Here is a 20,970-nt window from a genome sequence, read left to right on the forward strand (position 1 = left end):
TCGCACGAACCACAAGTGCCTCCGGTGGTGGGGGAATTGGAGGAGGTGGAGTCGCGCTCAATTTGGTCCAGACCAATCCACTTGTCAAGACCTACGGCACAGCGCCCCGTAGGGGCGCGGGGAACTGCGCGACCAGCCACAACGCAGCCGCAGCCGACCTCCGCCCCTGACGCGAACGGCGTCTAGTCATCGGCCAAGCCGGCGGCAGCCTCGTGCATCGCCAGCTCCAGCAGCGCCGGATCCGTCAGCGTCCCCGACCCGTCCGGCGCCACCAGCCACCGCACCCCCTGAGTCGACCGCCCCGGATACGGCACGACGATCCAGGTGCCGGCGCCCGCCGTGCGGATCCCGGTGCCGAGCCACCGCGCGGCCGTGCCGGGCGGCACGAAGAAGCCCACCCGACTGTCCCCGAAGTCGACCAGGACGGGCCCTGGTTGGTCGAGGACGCGGGTGAGCACGTCGAGCGTGGGGTAGCCGAGCTCGCCCGGCAGGATCAGTACGTCCCAGGCCTTGCCGGCGGGCAGCAGCGCGATCCCCAGAGGGTTGCGCTCCCATTCCCAGCGGCACGCCTCGGGGTCAGGTGCGACGGATGCCAGCCATTCGACCGCCGTCTTCGCCCCAGTCATCAGAAGACCTCCCAGTCCCACTCGTCGACGCGGGCGTCGCGTCACGAGGAGAGAGGGAGGTCTTCCAGGGGCATTACGCGGGTTTCACCACCCCGTTGAAGTGAGCTGGATCACACACGCGAACGGGTCAGCTGTCGAAGCCCAGTCCCATCCGGTCCATCGCCCTGAGCCACAGGTTGCGGCGGCCTCCGTGGGCGTCGGCGCGGGCCAGCGACCACTTGGTGAGGGCGATGCCGGTCCAGGCGAACGGCTCGGGCGGGAACGGCAGCGGCTTCTTGCGGACCATCTCCAAGCGGGTGCGCTCGGTCTCCTCGCCGGCCAGCAGGTCCAGCATCACGTCGGCGCCGAACCGGGTCGCGCCGACGCCGAGGCCGGTGTACCCGGCCGCGTACGCCACCCGACCCTGGTGGGCGGTGCCGAAGAACGCCGAGAAGCGGGAGCAGGTGTCGATCGCGCCGCCCCACGCGTGGGTGAAGCGGACGCCCTCCAGCTGCGGGAAGCAGGTGAAGAAGTGCCCGGCGAGCTTGGCGTAGGTCTCCGGGCGGTGGTCGTACTCGGCCCGGACCCGGCCGCCGTAGTGGTGGATGGCGTCGTAGCCGCCCCAGAGGATCCGGTTGTCGGCCGACAGGCGGAAGTAGTGGAACTGGTTGGCCGAGTCGCCGAGGCCCTGCCGGTTCTTCCAGCCGATCGCGCCGAGCTGCTCGGCGCTGAGCGGCTCGGTCATCAGGGCGTAGTCGTAGACCGGGACGGTGTAGGCGCGGACCCGCTTGAGCAGGTTCGGGAAGATGTTGGTGCCGAGCGCGACCCGCCGGGCCCGGACCGAGCCGTACGGGGTGCGTACGGCCATGCCGGCGCCGTACGCCTTCAGTTCGACGGCGGGTGTGTGCTCGTACACCCGGACGCCGAGGGCGAGGCAGGCCTGCTTGAGGCCCCAGGCGAGCTTGGCCGGGTTGATCATGGCCACGCCCCGGCGGTCCCACAGCCCGGCCTCGAAGGTGGGCGAGTTCACCTGCTCGCGCAGCGCGTCGGTGTCGAGGAACTCGATGCCGTCCGCGAGGCCCTTCCGCTCCAGCTCCCGGTACCAGTCGCGCAGTTCCCAGGCCTGGTAGGGCTCGGTGGCCACGTCGATCTCGCCGGTGCGCTCGAACTCGCAGTCGATGCCGTGCCGGGCGACGGCGGCCTCGATCTCGTCGAGGTTGCGCCGGCCCAGCTCCTCCAGGCGGTGGATCTCACCGGGCCAGCGGGCGAGCCCGTTGGGCAGTCCGTGGGTGAGGGAGGCGGCGCAGAAGCCGCCGTTGCGGCCGGAGGCGGCCCAGCCCACCTCGCGGCCTTCCAGCAGGACCACCTCGCGCCCGGGGTCGCGCTCCTTGGCGTTGAGCGCGGTCCACAGTCCGCTGTATCCGCCGCCGATGACCAGCAGGTCGCAGGTGTCGGCGCCGGTCAGCGCGGGCTCGGGGTGGGGCTTGCCGGGGTCTTCGAGCCAGTACGGAACCGGCTGTGCTTCAGAAAGAGACTTGGTCCAATCTGCCTGACGGCTCATGGCGCTTGGGGCCATGATTTTCAACTCCCTACAGAGCCAATTAAGGGTTATGCCTTTTGCCTGGTGCGGCGGTTGGTGATGAGCATCGATACCAGCACGAGCAGTACCGCGACCAGGAACATGGCCGTACCGATGACATTGATCTGGACGGGCGTGCCGCGCTGTGCCGAACCCCAGACGAACATGGGGAAGGTGACGGTGGAGCCCGCGTTGAAATTGGTGATGATGAAATCGTCGAAGGAGAGCGCGAAGGACAGCAGCGCACCCGCCGCGATTCCGGGGGCCGCGATGGGGAGGGTGACCCTGACGAACGTCTGCACCGGTCCGGCGTAGAGGTCCCGGGCCGCCTCCTCCAGGCGCGGGTCCATCGACATCACGCGCGCCTTGACCGCGGTGACGACGAAGCTGAGGCAGAACATGATGTGCGCGATCAGGATCGTGTAGAAGCCCAGTTGGGCGCCCATGTTCAGGAAGAGGGTGAGCAGCGAGGCGGCCATGACGACCTCGGGCATCGCCATCGGCAGGAAGATCAGCGAGTTCACGGCGGAGCGGGCGCGGAACCGGTAGCGGACCAGTGCGAAGGCGATCATCGTGCCGAGGAGCGTGGCGCCGATGGTCGCCCAGACGGCGATCTGGAGGCTGATGGAGAGCGAGCCGCACATGTCGGCGACTCCGCACGGCTGCTTCCAGGCGTCGAGCGAGAACTGCTGCCACTCGTAGTTGAAGCGCCCCTTCGGTTTGTTGAAGGAGAACACCGTGACGATGACGTTCGGAAGCAGCAGATATCCGAGGGTGAGCAGTCCCGCGATGACGACGAGACGCTTCTTGAACCAGTTGACGAAGGGCATTTAGACCAGATCCTCCGTCCCGGACCGGCGAATGTAGATCGTGACCATGAACAGGATCGCGGCCATGAGGATGAAGGAGAGCGCGGCCGCCGTCGGATAGTCGAGAATCCGCAGGAACTGCGTCTGGATCACGTTTCCGATCATGCGGGTGTCGGTCGAGCCGAGGAGTTCGGCGTTGACGTAGTCACCGGCCGCCGGGATGAAGGTCAGCAGCGTGCCGGAGACCACGCCCGGCATCGACAGCGGGAAGGTGACCTTCCGGAAGGTCGTCCACGGCTTGGCGTACAGATCGCCGGCCGCCTCGTGCAGCCGTCCGTCGATCCGTTCCAGCGAGGTGTAGAGCGGCAGGATCATGAACGGCAGGAAGTTGTACGTCAGTCCGCAGACGACGGCGAGTGGTGTGGCGAGGACGCGGTCGCCGGCCGTCCAGCCGAGGAAGTCGGTGACGCTCAGGATGTGCAGCGAGTTCAGTACGTGCACGACCGGGCCGTTGTCGGCGAGGATCGTCTTCCAGGCCAGGGTGCGGATCAGGAAGCTGGTGAAGAACGGCGCGATCACCAGGATCATGATGAGGTTGCGCCAGCGGCCCGCACGGAAGGCGATCAGGTACGCCAGCGGGTAGCCGAGCAGCAGGCAGAGCACGGTCGCCCCGGCCGCGTAGAAGACGGACCGCAGGAACTGCGGCCAGTACTCGCTCAGCGCGTCCCAGTAGGTCGCGAAGTGCCAGGTGACCTTGTAGCCCTCCTCCAGGGAACCCGTCTGGATGGAGGTGGAGGCCTGGTAGACCATCGGCAGCGCGAAGAAGATCACCAGCCAGAGCAGGCCGGGCAGCAGCAGCCAGTACGGCGTGAACCGGCCCCGCTTGCGCGGGGACTTCGTCGCGGGTTCGGCGGGCGCCAGGGGCGGCGGCGCCTCGGAGAGCGTGGCCATCAGGCGGCTTCCTCCTCGGTGCCGGCGTCGATGTCCTGGGAGGCGTCGAGACCGAAGGTGTGGGCCGGGCTCCAGTGCAGGACGACGTCGGCGCCCGGGACCAGCCGCCCGTCGCGCTCGACGTTCTGTACGTACACCTCGAACTCGGGGCAGACCGCGCTGTCGATGACGTACTGCGTGGAGACGCCGATGAAGCTGGCGTCGGCGATCTTGCCGGTGATCCGGTTGCGTCCCTCGGGGATCGAGCCGGCGTCGTCGGCGTGCGTGAGGGAGATCTTCTCGGGCCGGATGCCGACGAGCACCTTGCCGCCCGTCGCGGTCGGGGCCGAACATCGCGCCTCGGGCAGGACGAGCTTGCCGCCGCCGGCCTTGAGGACGATGTCGTCCCCGCTCTTCGTGTCGACCTCGGCCTCGATGAGATTGGACGTCCCGAGGAAGTTGGCGACGAAGGTCGTGTGGGGGTTCTCGTACAGATCGGTGGGCGAGCCGAGCTGCTCCACCCGTCCCGCGTTCATCACGGCGACCGTGTCGGCCATGGTCATGGCCTCCTCCTGGTCGTGCGTGACATGGACGAAGGTGATGCCGACCTCGGTCTGGATCCGCTTGAGCTCCAGCTGCATCTGACGGCGCAGCTTGAGGTCGAGGGCGCCCAGCGGCTCGTCGAGGAGCAGCACCTTGGGGTGGTTGATGAGCGCGCGGGCCACCGCCACCCGCTGCTGCTGGCCGCCGGAGAGCTGGTGCGGCTTCTTGCGCGCCTGCTCGCCCAGCTGGACCAGGTCGAGCATGTCCTCGACCTGCTTCTTCACGCTCTTGATGCCGCGCCGGCGCAGGCCGAAGGCGACGTTCTCGAAGATGTCGAGGTGCGGGAAGAGGGCGTAGGACTGGAAGACCGTGTTCACCGGCCGCTTGTACGGCGGCAGGCTGGTCACGTCCTGGTCGCCGAGGTGCACGGTGCCGCTGGTCGGCTCCTCAAGGCCCGCGATCATGCGCAGGGTGGTGGTCTTGCCGCAGCCGGAGGCGCCGAGCAGGGCGAAGAAGGAACCCTGGGGCACGGTCAGGTCCATCGGTTTCACGGCGGTGAAGCCGTTGTCGTAGGTCTTGCCGATGCCGGTGAGGCGGACGTCGCCGCTGCTGTCTGTCGTCATGGTGTCGTCACGCCCCTGTGAGCTTCGCGAACTTCTGCTGGTATGCCGTCTCTTCCTTCGAGCTCAGTGAGCGGAAGGCATGGGACCTGGCCTGCATGGCCTTGTCGGGAACGATCAGCGGGTTGTCCGCCGCCGACTTGTCGATCTTGGCGAGGTAGGGCTGCACGTCCGCGACCGGGCTGACGTAGTTGATGTAGGCGGCGAGTGCGGCGGCCGGCCCGGGCTCGTAGTAGTAGTCGATGAGCCGCTCGGCGTTCGTCTTGTGGCGCGCCTTGTTGGGGATCAGCATGTTGTCGGTCGACGTCATGTAGCCGCTGGCGGGGATGACATAGCCGACGTCCGGGCTGTCCGCCTGGAGCTGCACGATGTCGCCGGCCCAGGCGATACAGGCGGCGAAGTCGCCCTTGCTGAGGTCGGACGTGTAGTCGTTGCCGGTGAAGCGGCGGATCTGGCCCTTGTCGACGGCCTTCTGGAGGCGGGCGATGACGGCGTCGTAGTCGTCGTCGGTGAACTTCGCCGGGTCCTTGCCCATGTCGAGCATGGTCATGCCGATGCTGTCGCGCATCTCGGTCAGGAAGCCGACGCGGCCCTTGAGCTTGGGGTTGTCCAGCAGGTCGGAGACCGTCTTCACCTCGATGCCGTCGAGCGCCTTCTTGTTGTACGCGATGACGGTCGAGATGCCCTGCCAGGGGTACGAGTAGGCGCGGCCCGGGTCCCAGTCGGGACTGCGGAACTGGTCCGACAGGTTGGCAAAGGCGTGCGGGAGGTTCGACGCGTCCAGCTTCTGGACGTAGCCGAGCCGGATCATGCGGGCGGCCAGCCAGTCGGTGAGGACGATCAGGTCCCGGTCGGTGTCCTGGCCCGCGGCGAGCTGCGGCTGGATCTTGCCGAAGAACTCGTCGTTGTCGTTGATGTCCTCGGTGTACTTCACGGTGATGCCGGTCCGCTTGCGGAACGCGTCCAGCGTCGGACGGTGCTTCCCGCTGTCGTCCACGTCGATGTACTCGGGCCAGTTGGAGAAGTTGACGACCTTCTCCTTCGCCGAGTGGTCGTCGGCGGAGACGCCGCCCTGGGACTTGCCGGCCGCGGGGATACCGCAGGCGCCCAGCGCTCCGACGCCGCCCACCGCGAGCGCACCACCCAGGAACGACCGGCGGGCCAGGGCGGCCCGGCCGGTGCGGAGGCTGCGCCGCATGGCGGCCACTTCGACCGGCGTCGGACGGTCGGGCTCGTACTGCCTCATGCGCTTGATGCCCTTTCGGGAAGAGGGCCGTGATGAGCGGCCGCAGGTATGACTATCGGTCCCCGAAGATCGTGCGGTGCCAGTCCTTCCGAGCAACCGCCGTATTGTCGAACATTACGTGCTTGACCTGGGTGTACTCCTCGAACGAGTACACCGACATGTCCTTGCCGAAGCCGGACGCCTTGTAGCCGCCGTGCGGCATCTCGCTGATGATCGGAATGTGGTCGTTGACCCACACGCACCCCGCCTTGATCTCGCGGGTGGCGCGGTTCGCCCGGTAGACGCTGCTGCTCCACGCGGAGGCGGCCAGACCGTACGGGGTGTCGTTGGCCAGCCGGATCCCCTCATCATCACTGTCGAACGGCAGAACGACCAGCACCGGACCGAAGATCTCGGCCTGGACGATCTCGCTGCCCTGGGGCGCGTCGGCGATCAGGGTGGGCCGGTAGTAGGCGCCGCTCTTCAGCTCGTCCTGCGGCGGCTCACCGCCGGTCACGACGCGCGCGTAGCCGCGCGCCCGCTCGACGAACCCGGCGACCCGGTCCCGCTGGGCGTGCGAGATCAGCGGCCCGAGGTCGGTACCGGGGGCGAACGGGTCGCCCAGCCGCACGGTCTCCATCAGGGCGGCCGTCTGCTCGACGAAGGCCTCGTAGAGCGGCCGCTGCACGTACGCGCGGGTGGCGGCGGTGCAGTCCTGCCCGGTGTTGATGAGCGCCCCGGCGACGGCCCCGTTGACGGCCGCCTCCAGGTCGGCGTCGTCGAAGACGACGAACGGCGCCTTGCCGCCCAGCTCCAGGTGGAGCCGCTTGACGGTCGCCGTCGCGACCTCCGCCACCCGCTTTCCGACCCCGGTGGAGCCGGTGAAGGAGGTCATGGCGACGTCGGGGTGCCCGACGAGATGCTCTCCGGCCAGCTTCCCCGTCCCGGTGACGATGTTGACGACACCGTCGGGGATACCGGCGAGGGTGGCCGCCTCGGCGAAGAGCAGCGAGGTCAGCGGGGTCAGCTCGGCCGGCTTGAGCACGATGGTGTTGCCGGCCGCGATCGCCGGGAGGATCTTCCAGGCGGCCATCTGGAGCGGGTAGTTCCAGGGCGCGATCGACCCGACGACACCGATGGGTTCACGGCGGATGTACGACGTGTGGTCGCCGGAGTACTCACCGGCCGCCTGCCCCTGCAGCTGCCGGGCGGCCCCCGCGAAGAACGCGGTGTTGTCGATGGTCCCCGGTACGTCGAACTCACGCGTCAGCTTGAGGGGCTTGCCGCACTGGAGGGACTCGGCGCGGGCGAATTCCTCCGCGCGGTCGGCGAGCATGGCGGCGAACCGGTGCAGCGCGTCCGAGCGCTCGCCGGGGGTCGCCCCGGCCCACCCGGGAAAGGCGTCCCGAGCGGCGGCGACGGCCCGGTCGACGTCGTCCGTCCCGGCCAGCTCGTACGTGTACACGTCCGCGCCGGTGGCCGGGTCGACGACGGCGTGCGTACGGCCCGACGTGCCCTTGCCGAACCGGCCCGCGATGTACTGCGCGCCGCCCGCGAGCCGCTCCCGCGCGGGGAAGGTCTCCGGGGTGGCGGTGCCCGGGTTGTCCATGTCGCTTCTCCTCCGCTGTCGTCCCGTCCCGAGGGGTGGGTGGCGTAGCTCCAGCTGGATTTGACTGCCGATCCTGACAGAGCAAGGGGAGTCCAACAAGTGATTCCGTTGTTGCCTTTTGGTTACGCGACGGAATCTGTCGACCAGATGTCGAGTCGGAACCGAAAAGGCGGGACGGAGTGTCAGTGGTGCCTGCCAGACTGGCGTGCATGGCGAAGATCGATTCTGCGGAAGCCCTGATCAGGGCGGTCCGGGCGGGGGCCAGGATCAAGTACCTGCACTTCTGGGGACACCGGCCCGGGCCGGACGGACAGCTCTCGGCGAGCTGCCTGAGCCAGTGGTGGCCGTCACCCTTCGTGGTCGACGGTGTGGAGTACGCGACCGCCGAGCACTGGATGATGGCAGGAAAGGCCCGGCTGTTCGGGGACGCGGAGGCGGAGCGCCGGGCCGTGGCGGCCGGACATCCCGCCGAGGCGAAGAAGGCGGGCCGACTGGTCCGGAACTTCGACGGGGCGACCTGGGAGCGGGAGCGCTTCGAGATAGTGGCCCGCGGCAGCGTGCACAAGTTCGGGACCGACCCGCACCTGCGGGAGTACCTGCTCGGCACCGGCGACCGGGTACTGGTGGAGGCGAGCCCGGTGGACCGGGTATGGGGGATCGGCTTGGCGGCGACGGACGAGGCGGCGGCGGACCCGACGCGGTGGAAGGGGCTGAACCTGCTGGGGTTCGCCCTGATGGAGGCACGGGAGAGGCTGCGGGCGGCGGGGGTGTAGGTCTACGGGTCGGGACGCTTCCGGCCGACGGGGACTGGTCCCACCCAAGGGACGGAAGACCGAGCGCTTCCAGCCGACGGGGACCGGTCCCACCGAAAGGGGCGCGGGGAACTGCGCGACCAGCCCCCACCCACCCGCACCCGACCACTCGCCCCCCGCCGACCCCCCTACCGCGTGCTCGCCACCACAAGCAGCACGATGAACCCCGCGGCGAGAACAAGCCCCGCCGACCCGCAGATGATCCCCGCCAGCGCCTGCCCCCCGTTCGTGGCCTCCCCCCGCCCGACCCGGGCCCGCCCGATCGAACCGAAGACGATGGCCAGCACCCCCATCACCAGCGCGACCGGCCACGCACAGAACCCGACCACACTGATGATCCCGGTGACGAGACTCGCCGTGCCCAGCCCGTTGTTGGGCATCGGCTGCATACCGGGCCAGCCGCCATATCCCCCGGGCCCGCCGGGGTAGGGCGGAAACGCCTGCCCGGGGTAGCCGTACCCCGGACCGGGAGCCGGTGCGCCCGGGTAGCCGTAAGGCACCTGACCGGGCCCCTCCGGAGCCATCGGCGGCGGAGGCACCGCCGCACTCTGCGGATACGGCGGCGCGGGCGGGGCGTAGGGACTCGGCGGCGGGTACGCGCCCGGCGCACCCGGCGCCGCGAAGGGGTTCACCGGCGCGGCCGGAGCCGCGTCCGACGGCGCCGCGAAGGGGTTCGCCCAGCCCTGGGGCGGCACCCCGTCCTCCGCCCCCGGCATCGCCGCGACCGTCCGCTGGTCGTGGATCGAGGACGGCACCGACGGCTCCGCCCCGGCCCCCTCCCTCTCCTCCGCCGTCTTGTCCAGCCGTATCTTCGGAGTCTCCGGCGCCTCGTCAGCCATCTCGCGATGTCCCCTCTCCCGCACGCGTGCCGCCGTCATGCTAAGGCCCGTCCGCCTCGAACGCCGGTCCGGCCTACGATGGCCCCGAATCACCGATCAGCCGATCACCGCGCAGGGGGCCAGCTCAGGGCCGTACCACCGCCGAAGGCGGCCCCGCGCCGTTCCGGGGAGGAACCCTTGTCCGACCGCCACACCGAACCCGCCCTCCGCGACGTGCACGCCTTCATCGCCGGGCTGCCCAAGGCCGAACTGCACGTCCACCACGTCGGCTCCGCCTCCCCCCGGATCGTGTCGGAACTGGCCGCCCGGCACCCCGACTCCAGGGTTCCCACCGACCCGGAGGCCCTGGCCGACTACTTCACGTTCACGGACTTCGCCCACTTCATCGAGGTCTATCTCTCGGTCGTCGACCTGATCCGCACGCCCGAGGACGTCCGGCTGCTCACCTACGAGGTGGCCCGCGAGCTGGGCCGCCAGCAGGTGCGCTACGCCGAGCTGACCATCACCCCCTTCTCCTCCACCCGGCGCGGGATCGACGCACGGGCCTTCATGGACGCGATCGAGGACGCGCGGAAGGCGGCGGAGGCCGAGTTCGGAACGGTGCTGCGCTGGTGCTTCGACATCCCCGGCGAGGCGGGCCTGGAGGCCGCCGAGGAGACGGTGCGGCTCGCGACCGACGACCGGCTCCGCCCGGAGGGCCTGGTCTCCTTCGGTCTCGGCGGCCCCGAGATCGGCGTGCCCCGGCCGCAGTTCAAGCCGTACTTCGACCGGGCCGTCGCGGCCGGCCTGCACTCCGTCCCGCACGCCGGTGAGACCACGGGACCCGGCACGGTCTGGGACGCCCTCGTCGAACTGCACGCCGAGCGCATCGGCCACGGCACCAGCTCCGCGCAGGACCCGAAGCTCCTCGCCCACCTCGCCGAGCAGCGCGTCGCCCTGGAGGTGTGCCCGACCTCCAACATCGCCACGCGTGCGGTCCGCACCCTCGAAGAGCACCCGATCAAGGACTTCGTGGACGCGGGCGTGCTGGTCACGGTCAACTCCGACGACCCGCCGATGTTCGGCACCGACCTGAACAACGAGTACGCGGTCGCCGCCCGCCTCCTCGGCCTCGACGAACGCGGCGTCGCCGACCTCGCCAGGAACGCGGTGGAGGCGTCCTTCCTGGACCAGACGGGCAAGGCGAGGATCTCGGCCGAGATCGACGCGTACACGAAGGCATGGCTCGCCCCCTGAAAATCCCCTGCGGAGCCCTGAGAACATGGGCTCATGCAGACCGTGACCGCCGTGGCCCACCGCGGCGACCCCTACCGCTTCCGCGAGAACACGCCGGACTCCCTGCGTTCCGCGCTCCAACAGGGCGCGGACGCGGTGGAGATCGACGTACGGCTGACGCGTGACGGCGTCCCCGTCCTCCTGCACGACGAGACCCTGAACCGGCTCTGGGAAGTCGACCGCCCGCTGAGCGCGCTGTCGGCGGACGAGGTGCGCGGCCTCACGGCGGGCGGCGTGCCGACGCTCGCCGAGGCGCTGGCGGCGGCGGGGGGCAGCCGGGTGATGATCGACCTGCCCGGCGGCCCCAGCGAGCGGGCGGTGGCCAGGATCGTGGCCGTGGCCCGGGAGTGCGGTGCGACGGAGCGCGTCTACTACACGGGAGACGCGGCGGCGATGCTGGCGGTGCGCGCGGCGGACGCGGCGGCGGAGATCGCGCTGACCCGCAAGACCCTGGCGCCCGCGCGCCCGGCGCTCCTGGACGTGATCCGCCCCCGCCACCTCAACTACCGCTTCACCCTGCTCGACCACGCCCTGACCGAGCACGTCCACCGCAGCGGCTACCTGGTCTCGTGCTGGACCCCGGACACCCGCCGCTCGATGCGCCGCCTGCTGGACATGGGCGTCGACTCGATCACCACGAACCGGGTGGACGTGCTCGACTCGCTCCGGCGCTACACGACCGACCGCTGAGCGACCGTCGCCGGATCGCTCGGCGTCCCCCGCGTCACATACTGCGGAACCGGCGCCGAGTCCTTCCCGTCGTCCCGGACCAGCCCGTACCGGATGGCCCCGTCCGGCGGCCCGTACAGCACGTCCTTCTCCACCGCGTCCCAGGTCGACGGGAAGACGCTCACCCCGTAGTCCGCGCCCCGCTCGTTCACCGTGAACGTCACGCTCCCGTCGACGTAGAAGTACTCGTTCTGCCACATCTGCTGGGTGCCGGCCGGCAGGACGGCGTAGCCGGTGGCCGAGCTGCCCATGCCGGTGGCGGAGGCGTCGGTGCTGCTGACGCGGTCGTCCATGCGGCGGCCGCCGCCCGACGCCACGTGGAAGAGCCTGCCCTTCAGGCCGGTCCAGCTGGGCATGACGAGGCTGCCGACCCGGGACAGCGGGGCGATCTGCCAGCGGACGAGGACATAACCCCGGCCGGTGAGCGTCACGTTGTCCCCGCGGTGGTTCAGGACGGCGTGCGCCCCGCCCGTGCTGGTGATCCCCGTCTCCGGCCGGTGCGGCAGCGTGCCGGGTCTGCGGTCCGGGTCCGGTGCCTTGTCGACCGCGTCGACGACCGACCCGTACGGAGCGGCGCTCGCCGACGGGGACGGTGACGGCGAGGCGGAGGGCGAGGCCGACGGGGACGGCGAGGCGGTGGCCGACGGGCTCGGTGCCGGCGCGCCGGTGACCGCCGCCGTGGGCGCGGTGGCCGTGTGCGGTGCCGGACGATCCGGGGTCTGGACGACGACGTAGGCGCCGCCCGCCACGATGGTCGCCCCCGCCGTGACCGCCACCGCGGGTTTGGCCAGCGCGCCCAGCACCTTCGCCGACCAGCCGGCGGAGGTCGCCGCGGCCGCCGTCTTGCCGCCGAGCGCCAGCGACAGCGTGAACCCCACCGGCACCGGTACCAGCGCGATCCCGACCAGCAGCCGTTCCGCCGGTACGACGGAGTCGCGGGGGCCGCCGCAGTAGCCGCAGCCCCGGATGTGCCGGGCCAGCCGCTTGCGCCAGACGGAGTCGGGGCGCCCGTCCCAGCGGGCGGTCAGCTCGCGCAGCTCGGGACAGGCGCCGTCCAGCGCGCGCACGATGCCCCGCGAGATCTCCAGCCGTTCCTTCATCCGCTGCACGCGGACCGCGGCGTGCTGCCGGCTGATGCCGACGGCCGCCGCCAGCTCGCGCCGGGTGAGTTCGCCGGAGACCTCCAGCCACCACAGGGACACCAGCTGCCGGTCCTCGGCGTCCAGCCAGCGCACCGCCTCCGCGACCTCCTTCCGCTGGCCCTCCAACTGGAGGCGCAGCACGGTGAGTTCGGCGAAGTCGGCGGTGCCGTCCGGGATGCCGTCGTCCAGTTTCCGCTCCTGCCTGCGGCGTGCCCGGTCGCGTATCTGCCGCATGGCGATGGCCACCAGCCAGGACCGGAAGCTGTCCGGGTCACGGAGGCTGCCGAGGTGGTCGACGGCGCGCAGCATGGTCTCCTGGACGACGTCGTCGACGTCGGAGTGGCCGTTGAGGGCGCGGCCGACCACGTTGTAGACCAAGGGCAGCCAGCCCTCGACCAGTTCGTCCAGCGCCCGCCGGTCGCCCGCCTGCGCGGCCGCGATGGTGGCGCGCCACTGCCGCGACACGTGCACGTCCGTCCTCATGACCGCACCTTCTCAGCCGGGGCGGTGAGCTTGGCAATGTCGGGGATCACAGTGTGGAGACGGAGTACGGATTCCGGGATAACACTTTTTCCGTCCCAGCCTCCCCACCGCCCGCCACCCCTACGGGCTGTCCCCCACAACTCCCTTATTTCTCAGCGAAGTTGGTGAGGGGCGGTTCAGGGGCGTGCGCCCTCCTCGGCGACGATCCGGCGGCCGCCGTACCCCCGGAGGATGACCAGGTCCCTTCACCCGTCGCCTCCCTGGAGCTCACGCATGCCTGTCCGCAACCGGAGCACCGTCCTCGCCGCCTCCCTCGTCCTGGCCCTCTCGGCCGGACCGCTGGTGGCGCCCGCCCTCGCCGCATCCGCAGCCGCAGCCGCACCCGCCGTCACCGCGCCCACCACCGCCGGCCCGGACGCCGAGGCCCTGCGTGCCGCGATCGCCGGGCTGCCCGACGCGGACGCCACCGCCGCGCTCGTCCGGGTCGGCGGCACCGACGGCGCCTGGCGCGGCAGCGCGGGCGTGCACGACCTGACGAGCGGCGGCGCGGCGGACCCGGACGGCCGCTTCCGGGCCGGTTCGACGACGAAGGTGGTGACGGCGGCGGCCGTACTGAAACTGGCCGCACAAGGGCGGATCGACCTCGACCGCCCCGTCCAGCGCTACCTCCCGGGCCTCTTCACCCGCGCCTTCCGGCCCATCACCGTCCGGCAGTTGCTGAACCACACCAGCGGTATCCAGGCGGGCGACGGCTGGGGCGACTCCTTCGAGACGCAGTACGCGCACCGCTTCGACACCCTCACCCCGGAGCAGGTGGTGCGGTCGGCGGTGGCGAAGGGGCCGGAGTTCCGCCCGGGCAGGAAGCAGGACTACCTCAACATCAACTACACCGTGCTCGGGCTGCTGATCGAGAAGGTGACCGGGCAGTCGTACGCCTCCGAGGCCACCCGGCTCGTGCTCCGCCCCGCCGGGATGCGGGACACCTACTTCCCCGGCACCGACCCGCGCATCCTCGGCCCGCACAACCACGGCTACCAGAAGGTGACGGAGGCCGACGGGACCACGTCGTTCGTGGACGTCACCGACTGGAACCAGGCGGACCGGTTCGCCGCCGGCGACATGATCTCCACGACCGCCGACCTGGAACGGCTGCTGACCTCCCTCTTCCGTGGGCGGATCGTGCCGCCGGGACCGTGGCTGGAGGAGATGTTCACGGTCCCTGCGCACATCAAGGGAGCCACCTACAGCGCGGGGTTGCAGCGCTTCGAGTACGACGGCCGGGTGTACTGGCTCAAGTCGGGCTCCCGGTACGGCTACAGCGCGGTGCTCGCCGGGAGCCGGGACCTGAGCCGGACCCTCGTCTACTCGGTCGGCTCGACCGACGCCAAGGGCGAGGACATGAACCCGGTGGCGCAGCGGATCGCGCTGGCCGCGCTCAAGCAGGGCTGACGGCACGGGCGGTGCTCCGGTCGCGGTACGGCCGGGCTCTCGGGAGTGGTACCCCGGTACCACTCCCCCGCCGAAGATTCCCCCGGGGTCCCAGGGCCCGAAACACGTCGGCCGGGTCCTCGCCAAGATCGGGGCGCGGGACCGGATCCAGGCCGTGATCACGGCGTACGACACGGGGCTGGTCCGCGCCGAGTGAGCACGGCGGGGAGGGCGGGGCCGGGAGAGCGGACCCCCTCTGCCGGGGCGGCGCATCCAGGCGTAGCATGTGAACGAAACTGTTTCGTTCACGGAACGGACCTCGCATGGAGAAGACAGGCATGGTCTCCGTACTCGTCGTCAACGACCAATCCCTCCAGCGCCTCGCCCTGCGCATGCTCCTCACCGCCGAACCCGGCCTGACGGTCGCCGGGGAGGCGACGGACGGGGACGGGGCGATCCGTGCGAGCGCCGCGCTCCACCCCGACGTCGTCCTCATGGACAGCCGGACGTCCGGGGCGGCCGGCATCGAGACCATCCGGCGCCTCACCCACCCCGCCCTCCGGACCACCCGCACCCCCGGATTCCCCGCCGCCGTCGCCGTCGCCGAGGAGGCCCACGCTCCCCGGGTCCTGATGCTGACCGCGGCCGGGCAGGAGGGGGAGGCCTGGGCCGCCCTGCGCGCCGGCGCCGGCGGCTTCCTGCTCGACGACGCCGACCCCGCCGAACTGACCGCGGCCATCCGGGTGGTGGCCGCCGGGGACGCCGTCATCACGCCCGGTCTGACCCGCGCGCTCATCGACGCCGTCCGCGAGCAGCACACCGTCCACCCCCTCCCCCGCACCACCGGGCTCGGCACCCTCACCGAGCGCGAGCGCGATGTCCTGGTCGCCGTGGCCTCCGGCTGGTCCAACGCCGAGATCGCGCAGTGGCTGTCCATCGCCCCGACCACCGTGAAGACGCACGTCAGCAACGTCCTCGCGAAGATCGGCGCCCGCGCCCGCGTACAGGCGGTGGCCTTCGCCTACGAGTCGGGACTGATCCGGCCGGCGGCCTAACTAGAAGCTCTCGCCACCCAGGGCCTTGATGAACGCGAGCGGGTTCCAGTACTCGCGGTACTTGACGATCTTGCCGTCCTTGAACGTCACGAACGTCGCGTAACTCATGTCGTACGGGTTCCCGTTGGCCAGGACCCGGCCGGTGACGCTCCAGTCGGCGATGGCCGTGTCCGGGTCGTCGGTCCCGCGGATGGTCGCCGACGTGATCTGCTGCACGTCGATGAGGTCGGGGTAGCCGCGCAGGTACTCGTAGACGGCGGTCCGGCCCTCCAGCCGGGTGGGGCTGCCCTCGGGGGCGAAGGGGAACTCGACGACGACGTTCTCGTCGCACTGGTCCGCCCAGGCCTTCATGTCCTTGGAGAGGAAGATGTCGAGGCTGCGCTGCACCAGGTCGGCGGCGGAGAGGTTCTCGCTCATGGTTCGTTTCCCATCGTGATACGGAGTGGGCCACGCATTAATGTGGCTAGCCACATATTTACTTGGCTAGCCACATAAGTCAAGGGGTCCCGCGCTCACATGAAGAGGCCGCCGCCGTCCACGGTCAGGATCTGGCCGGTCAGCGCCTCGCCCTCGGGGCTCGCCAGGAAGCCGACCGTCGCCGACACGTCCTCGGGCGTCAGCGCGCGGGGCAGCGCCTGCCCGGCCTGCGAGGCCTCGAAGGCGGCGTCCGGCTGGTACGCGGTGGACGCGGTCCGGGTCAGGCCGGGCGCCACTCCGGTCACCGCGATCCCGTACCGCCCGAGCGCGGCGGCCAGCGACCGGGTGACGGCGATCAGCGTGCCCTTGCTGGCCACGTACGCCAGCAGGTCCGGGCTCGGCGGCTTCCAGAAGGCGTCGGAGACGACGTGCACGATCCGGCCGAAGCCGCGCTGCCGCATCCCGGCCACGAACGCCTGGGCCAGCAGCAGCGCGGACTCGACATTGACCGCCTGGACCCGGCGCCAGCGGTCCAGGTCCACGGTCTCCACGTCCATCAGGTCGGTGGCGGCGGCCGCGTGCACCAGCACGTCACACCGCCCGTTCTCGGCCAGGACGCGACCCGCGGCCGCGCGTACGTCCTCGGCGTCGGCCAGGTCGCAGACGATGTCGCCGGCACGATCCAGGATCCGTACGACATGGCCGCGCCCGGCGAGCTCGCGGACGATGGCGCCGCCGATGGCCCCGGCCCCGCCCACGACGACGGCGACTTTGGGCGCGGTGGATTCCTCAGGCATCAGGTGCTCCTTCTCGTGGTGGTGTCTCGCGTCGGGCGCCACCCGGGGGCGTCGTCCTCCGTGCATGCGTCGGTGCGGTACGCCGACGGCTGCCCCTGCCCCCCACGTACCGCACCGACCGTCTTGTTTCGGCCCTTATTTGCTCGCGTAAGCAATCAACTGCTGCCGCGAAAACCCGTCAGGCGTGGATGGCGCTGCCCAGACCGAGGTCCAGCCGCAGGGACTCCACCAGCGAGAAGGCGCTGCTCTCGGTGAAGACGTCGGCGGCCGCGAGCGTCCCGGTGTACTTGGCCGCGACCGGGGCCGCCGCCTGCCGGCAGACCTCGTCGAGCCAGGTCTTCACGACGGCCCAGATGTTGTCCCCGTACTTCGCCGCGTAGACCCCGTAGTCCACGGTCCCGAGCGCCTGCTTGAGCGACGCGGTCAGGTCCTCGAGGTACTGCTGGTGCACCGTGACGTCGGCGCGCTTGCCGAGCCGTCCCATGTGACCGGCGATGTGGTACTTCCACGGGTACGACAGCGCCTTGGCCGGGGCGGCGAGGTAACCCTGGATGTCCTCGCTGAAGTTGAGCGCGCCGAACGGGGCCCAGCCCGGAATGTTGATGTCGACCAGCATCAGGGCGTCGTGGTGCGGGAACCGGATGTAGATGTTGTCCGGCGAGTGGTTGCTGCCGTGGTGTGCGAGTTCCACCCGCTCGCCTCCGACGTGCAGGGTGTAGCGGTCGGCGAACGTTATCTCGGGCGCGGGCTTGTTGGGGTCGTTGTCGCGCCGCAGCAGCCTGCGGTTCTCCTCGTGCCCGATCCGGACCACGTGACGGCCGAAGAGCCCGGACGCGCCGACGTGGTCGGAGTGGTGGTGCGAGTGGACGATGTGGGTGACCTTGTTGCTGGTGCCGTTGGCGGCGGCGATCTCGTCGACGGCACGCTGGAGGTTGTGGCCGATGGTGGGCGGCGCGTCGAAGAGGACCACGCCGTCGCGGGTGGTGAGGAAGGCGGCCTGGTAGTCGCCGTCGGTCACCCAGTAGAGGTTGTCCTTGACCCGGCCGACGTAGTAACCCTGGCTGTTCACCGCCGGGCCGAGGGATCCCGCGGGCACCGGCGCGTAGTCCGGCAGACCGGCGCCGGAGGATCCGGCGGCCGGGGTGCGGGGGGTGGCCGCCGAGGCCGTCGTCGCGGTGCCCCCGGCGACCAGGGCCGCGGCCGCCGGCACGGCGGTGGCCGCGGCGACCCTGGCGAGGAACGAACGGCGGTCGGTTCCGGATTCGGAGCTGGATGACATGACGATTCCCTTCGGAACGATTCCAGGAGGGCCAGGGGCGATCCGCCCCTGCGGCTCCCGCCCGGCGCAACGGGCTCACGGTAGCGCCCATTAGCTTGCGCACGCAAGCAACTTGTTCCTCACTCCGAAGCGACGGCGGACGTCTGACGTCCCTCGGAGGCCGCCGGGGAACCAGCCGTCAACATCCGCTGCGACTAAGGTATTCCCAGCCCCGGAAGCAGCAGAGAGCAACGGCTTTCCGCCCCCTATCGCCCGCCAGACGAGGAGCGCCATGCCAGCCGCGAAGCCCGACCCGGTGATGCCTCGGCCCAGCCTCGTCGAGCGCGCCCCGGTCAGCTTCGGCCTCTTCGCGCTCTCCCGCGAGCTGCACGGTTACGGCGCCGAACTCCTCCTGAAGCTCGGCCTGCACCCCGGCCAGGAGCTGATCCTCATGCGGCTCTTCGACCGGGACGGCCAGACCCAGGCCGAGTTGCAGCAGGCGGTCGGGCTCGACCACTCCACGGTCTCGCGGTCGATCCGCCGCATGGAGGACGCGGGCCTGGTCGCCCGGGCCCGCGCCGAACACGACCGCCGGGCCTTCGTCGTCTCGCTCGCCGAGGCCGGAGAGGCGCTCCGCGAGCCGCTCGCCGACCTCTGGACCGCCCTCGACCGGCTCGCCACCGACACCCTGCGCCGGCTGGAGGGCGCCGACTTCCTCAGCACGGTCGCGGAGCTGGAGCGCGCCTACGCCACCGCACGCCGCGGCTGACCCACGCCCCCGGACGACACCCCACCACCGCCGCGGGACCGTTCCACGGCGGACACCGCCACGCCCCCGCCGCACACCGAACGCCGAGGTGTCGCGGCATGCATGCACCAGGCTCATGGATTGCTCCTGTTCTAGGCATTGGACGCATGCATACCCGGCTGCCAGGCTTCCGGAGTGAGCGCATTTCCCGGAGACGCGAGGCGCTTCGAGGCAACCCGACGCACCCCCGACCGCCTCGAAGAGACCCGGACGCACTCCGGCAGCACTCTGGAAACGACGCGGAAAACGGACAAGGAGCCGATCATGGGGACCCAGTGGAACGCCGACGAGGGGCACATCGAGACGACCGCCCGAGGCCGTGCCGTACTCTCCCAGCCCCGCCTCAACCGGGGCACCGCCTTCACCCGGGAGGAACGGCAGTCACTGGGCCTGGTGGGCCTGGTCCCGTCCGCGGTGCTGACCCTGGAGCAGCAGGCCGAGCGGGCGTACCAGCAGTACGCGGCCCAGCCCACCGATCTGGCCAAGAACGTCAATCTCACCGCGCTGCACGACCGCAACCAGGTGCTCTTCTACCGGCTGCTCGGCGACCACCTCGACGAGATGCTGCCCATCGTCTACACCCCGACCGTCGGCAGGGCGATCCAGCGCTACAGCAACGAGTACCGGCGCCCGGCCGGCGTGTACCTGTCGGTGGACGCGCCGGAGGAGATCGAGGGCGCGCTCATGGCCACCGGGCTGGGCCCGGACGACGTCGACCTGATCGTGGCCACCGACGGCGAGGCGATCCTCGGCATCGGCGACTGGGGCGTGGGCGGCATCGACATCTCGGTGGGCAAGCTCGCCGTCTACACCGCCGCCGCCGGCATCGACCCGAACCGCACCCTGGCGGTCATGCTGGACGTCGGCACCAACCGCCAGGAACTGCTGGACAACCCGCTCTACCTGGGCAACCGGCACCCGCGGGTGGACCGGGAGACGTACGACGCCTTCATCGACGCCTATGTCCTCACCGCCCGCCGGCTCTTCCCGGACGCCCTGCTGCACTGGGAGGACTTCGGCGCCGCCAACGCCCGCCGGATCCTTGAGCGTTACCGCCCGAACGAGTTCACCTTCAACGACGACGTGCAGGGCACCGGCGCCGTCAACCTCGCCGCCGTGCTCTCCGGGGTGAAGGCCAGCGGGATCGCGCTGCGCGACCACCGTGCGGTGATCTTCGGCGCGGGCACCGCCGGCATCGGCATCGCCGACCAGCTGCGCGACGCCATGGTCGCCGACGGGCTGACCGTCCAGGAGGCCACCGGCCGCATCTTCGGCGTGGACCGCTACGGCCTGCTCACCGAGGACCAGGAGGGGCTGCGCGACTTCCAGGTCCGCTACGCCCGCCCCGCCGCCGAGGTCGCCGACTGGCGCCGGGACGAGAAGGTCGGGGGCATCGCACTGGCCGAGGTCGTCGAGCGGGTACGGCCGACGGTCCTGATCGGCACCTCCGGCCAGGGCGGCTCCTTCACCGAGGACATCGTCCGCACGATGGCCGCCCACACCGACCGTCCGATCGTCCTGCCGATGTCCAACCCGACAGACCTGGCCGAGGCGGTCCCCGCCGACCTGCTGGCCTGGACGGACGGCCGCGCCCTGATCGCCACCGGCAGCCCGTTCCGCCCGGTCGAGCAGGGCGGGGTCCGGTACGAGATCGGGCAGGCCAACAACGCGCTGATCTTCCCGGGCCTCGGTCTCGGCGCGATCGTCGCCCGGGCCACCCGGGTCACCGACGGCATGCTGGCCGCCGCCGCGCACGCCGTCGCCGGCCGGACCGACGCCACCGGCCCCGGCGCGCCGATCCTGCCCCTCACCGACCAGTTGCGCGAGACGTCGGTGGCCGTGGCGGTCGCGGTGGCCCGCGCGGCCGCCGCCGACGGGGTGGCCCGCGCGACGGTGGACGACTCCATCGAGGACCGGGTGAAGGCGGCGATATGGCAGCCGGTGTACCCGCCGATCAAGGCCGTCTGAGCCGCCACGGGGCGGCCGCGGGACCCCGGCCATGCGCCC

The 20,970-nt window shown here is 70.8% G+C and carries 19 protein-coding genes and 1 pseudogene; 8 read left to right on the forward strand and 12 right to left on the reverse strand.

Going from position 1 to position 20,970, the window contains the following annotated elements:
- Positions 1 to 182: 182 nt before the first annotated feature.
- The 7 genes from ACGFZQ_RS18385 to ACGFZQ_RS18415 form a co-directional block, all read right to left on the reverse strand.
- Positions 183 to 626 carry a hypothetical protein gene (locus tag ACGFZQ_RS18385; RefSeq protein ID WP_393841249.1) on the reverse strand — a complete coding sequence of 148 codons (444 nt, stop codon included), beginning with the start codon at positions 624 to 626 and terminating at the stop codon, positions 183 to 185.
- 127 nt (positions 627 to 753) lie between these two features.
- The gene (locus ACGFZQ_RS18390) at positions 754 to 2,181 is read right to left on the reverse strand and encodes an NAD(P)/FAD-dependent oxidoreductase (protein WP_393841250.1); all 1,428 of its coding nucleotides are present in this window, start codon (positions 2,179 to 2,181) and stop codon (positions 754 to 756) included.
- Between the two features lie 32 nt (positions 2,182 to 2,213).
- Positions 2,214 to 3,014 carry an ABC transporter permease gene (locus ACGFZQ_RS18395; protein ID WP_393841251.1) on the reverse strand — a complete coding sequence of 267 codons (801 nt, stop codon included), beginning with the start codon at positions 3,012 to 3,014 and terminating at the stop codon, positions 2,214 to 2,216.
- Positions 3,015 to 3,944: an ABC transporter permease gene (locus ACGFZQ_RS18400; protein ID WP_393841252.1), complete on the reverse strand. Its 930-nt coding sequence runs from the start codon at positions 3,942 to 3,944 to the stop codon at positions 3,015 to 3,017.
- A complete protein-coding gene (locus ACGFZQ_RS18405) occupies positions 3,944 to 5,089 on the reverse strand; it encodes an ABC transporter ATP-binding protein (RefSeq protein ID WP_393841253.1) in 1,146 nt (381 codons plus the stop codon). The genes ACGFZQ_RS18400 and ACGFZQ_RS18405 overlap by 1 nt, the downstream gene beginning before the upstream one ends.
- A gap of 7 nt (positions 5,090 to 5,096) precedes the next feature.
- Entirely contained in the window at positions 5,097 to 6,332 is a 1,236-nt protein-coding gene (locus ACGFZQ_RS18410; protein WP_393841254.1) for a PotD/PotF family extracellular solute-binding protein, read from the reverse strand.
- 52 nt (positions 6,333 to 6,384) lie between these two features.
- Entirely contained in the window at positions 6,385 to 7,920 is a 1,536-nt protein-coding gene (locus ACGFZQ_RS18415) for a gamma-aminobutyraldehyde dehydrogenase (protein WP_393841255.1), read from the reverse strand.
- 209 nt (positions 7,921 to 8,129) lie between these two features.
- Here ACGFZQ_RS18415 and ACGFZQ_RS18420 point away from each other — a divergent pair, with 209 nt between their 5' ends.
- Positions 8,130 to 8,693 (forward strand): NADAR family protein, encoded by a 564-nt coding sequence (locus ACGFZQ_RS18420; RefSeq protein WP_393841256.1) that lies wholly within the window; start codon positions 8,130 to 8,132, stop codon positions 8,691 to 8,693.
- A 167-nt stretch (positions 8,694 to 8,860) separates the two neighbouring features.
- Here the strand turns inward: ACGFZQ_RS18420 and ACGFZQ_RS18425 are convergent, their stop codons facing one another.
- A complete protein-coding gene (locus tag ACGFZQ_RS18425; RefSeq protein ID WP_393841257.1) occupies positions 8,861 to 9,571 on the reverse strand; it encodes a DUF4190 domain-containing protein in 711 nt (236 codons plus the stop codon).
- Between the two features lie 78 nt (positions 9,572 to 9,649).
- Here ACGFZQ_RS18425 and ACGFZQ_RS18430 point away from each other — a divergent pair, with 78 nt between their 5' ends.
- Together ACGFZQ_RS18430 and ACGFZQ_RS18435 are read left to right on the forward strand one after the other, a co-directional pair.
- A complete protein-coding gene (locus tag ACGFZQ_RS18430; RefSeq protein WP_393841258.1) occupies positions 9,650 to 10,807 on the forward strand; it encodes an adenosine deaminase in 1,158 nt (385 codons plus the stop codon).
- A 33-nt stretch (positions 10,808 to 10,840) separates the two neighbouring features.
- Entirely contained in the window at positions 10,841 to 11,536 is a 696-nt protein-coding gene (locus ACGFZQ_RS18435) for a glycerophosphodiester phosphodiesterase (RefSeq protein ID WP_393841259.1), read from the forward strand.
- On the opposite strand, the gene ACGFZQ_RS18440 is transcribed toward ACGFZQ_RS18435, so the two are convergent.
- Positions 11,518 to 13,200 (reverse strand): RNA polymerase sigma factor, encoded by a 1,683-nt coding sequence (locus ACGFZQ_RS18440; protein ID WP_393841260.1) that lies wholly within the window; start codon positions 13,198 to 13,200, stop codon positions 11,518 to 11,520. The two genes, ACGFZQ_RS18435 and ACGFZQ_RS18440, sit on opposite strands and share 19 nt — an antisense overlap.
- Before the next feature lie 273 nt (positions 13,201 to 13,473).
- On the opposite strand from ACGFZQ_RS18440, the gene ACGFZQ_RS18445 reads away from it, so the two are divergent.
- The 3 genes and pseudogenes from ACGFZQ_RS18445 to ACGFZQ_RS18455 all read left to right on the forward strand — a co-directional run bounded on the left by ACGFZQ_RS18445 (position 13,474) and on the right by ACGFZQ_RS18455 (position 15,683).
- Positions 13,474 to 14,649, forward strand: coding sequence for a serine hydrolase domain-containing protein (locus ACGFZQ_RS18445; protein ID WP_393841261.1), 1,176 nt, complete (start codon positions 13,474 to 13,476; stop codon positions 14,647 to 14,649).
- A gap of 100 nt (positions 14,650 to 14,749) precedes the next feature.
- Positions 14,750 to 14,845: pseudogene (locus ACGFZQ_RS18450) on the forward strand (DNA-binding response regulator); the annotation flags it as partial.
- 121 nt (positions 14,846 to 14,966) lie between these two features.
- Entirely contained in the window at positions 14,967 to 15,683 is a 717-nt protein-coding gene (locus ACGFZQ_RS18455; RefSeq protein WP_393841507.1) for a LuxR C-terminal-related transcriptional regulator, read from the forward strand.
- Here ACGFZQ_RS18455 and ACGFZQ_RS18460 read toward each other — a convergent pair whose 3' ends face one another.
- The 3 genes from ACGFZQ_RS18460 to ACGFZQ_RS18470 form a co-directional block, all read right to left on the reverse strand.
- Positions 15,684 to 16,100, reverse strand: a complete 417-nt coding sequence (locus ACGFZQ_RS18460; RefSeq protein WP_393841262.1) for a nuclear transport factor 2 family protein — start codon at positions 16,098 to 16,100, stop codon at positions 15,684 to 15,686.
- 95 nt (positions 16,101 to 16,195) lie between these two features.
- Positions 16,196 to 16,897 carry an SDR family NAD(P)-dependent oxidoreductase gene (locus ACGFZQ_RS18465; RefSeq protein WP_393841263.1) on the reverse strand — a complete coding sequence of 234 codons (702 nt, stop codon included), beginning with the start codon at positions 16,895 to 16,897 and terminating at the stop codon, positions 16,196 to 16,198.
- 178 nt (positions 16,898 to 17,075) lie between these two features.
- Positions 17,076 to 18,176 carry an MBL fold metallo-hydrolase gene (locus ACGFZQ_RS18470; protein WP_393841264.1) on the reverse strand — a complete coding sequence of 367 codons (1,101 nt, stop codon included), beginning with the start codon at positions 18,174 to 18,176 and terminating at the stop codon, positions 17,076 to 17,078.
- 271 nt (positions 18,177 to 18,447) lie between these two features.
- On the opposite strand from ACGFZQ_RS18470, the gene ACGFZQ_RS18475 reads away from it, so the two are divergent.
- Together ACGFZQ_RS18475 and ACGFZQ_RS18480 are read left to right on the forward strand one after the other, a co-directional pair.
- On the forward strand, positions 18,448 to 18,924 hold the full coding sequence (locus ACGFZQ_RS18475) for a MarR family winged helix-turn-helix transcriptional regulator (RefSeq protein ID WP_393841265.1): 477 nt from the start codon (positions 18,448 to 18,450) through the stop codon (positions 18,922 to 18,924).
- Positions 18,925 to 19,227: 303 nt separating this feature from the next.
- Complete coding sequence (locus tag ACGFZQ_RS18480) at positions 19,228 to 20,931, forward strand: NAD-dependent malic enzyme (RefSeq protein ID WP_393841266.1); 1,704 nt, start codon at positions 19,228 to 19,230, stop codon at positions 20,929 to 20,931.
- Positions 20,932 to 20,970 lie beyond the last annotated feature (39 nt).

The organism is Streptomyces sp. NPDC048254 (genome assembly GCF_043201895.1).
In the GTDB taxonomy this organism is placed as follows: domain Bacteria; phylum Actinomycetota; class Actinomycetes; order Streptomycetales; family Streptomycetaceae; genus Streptomyces.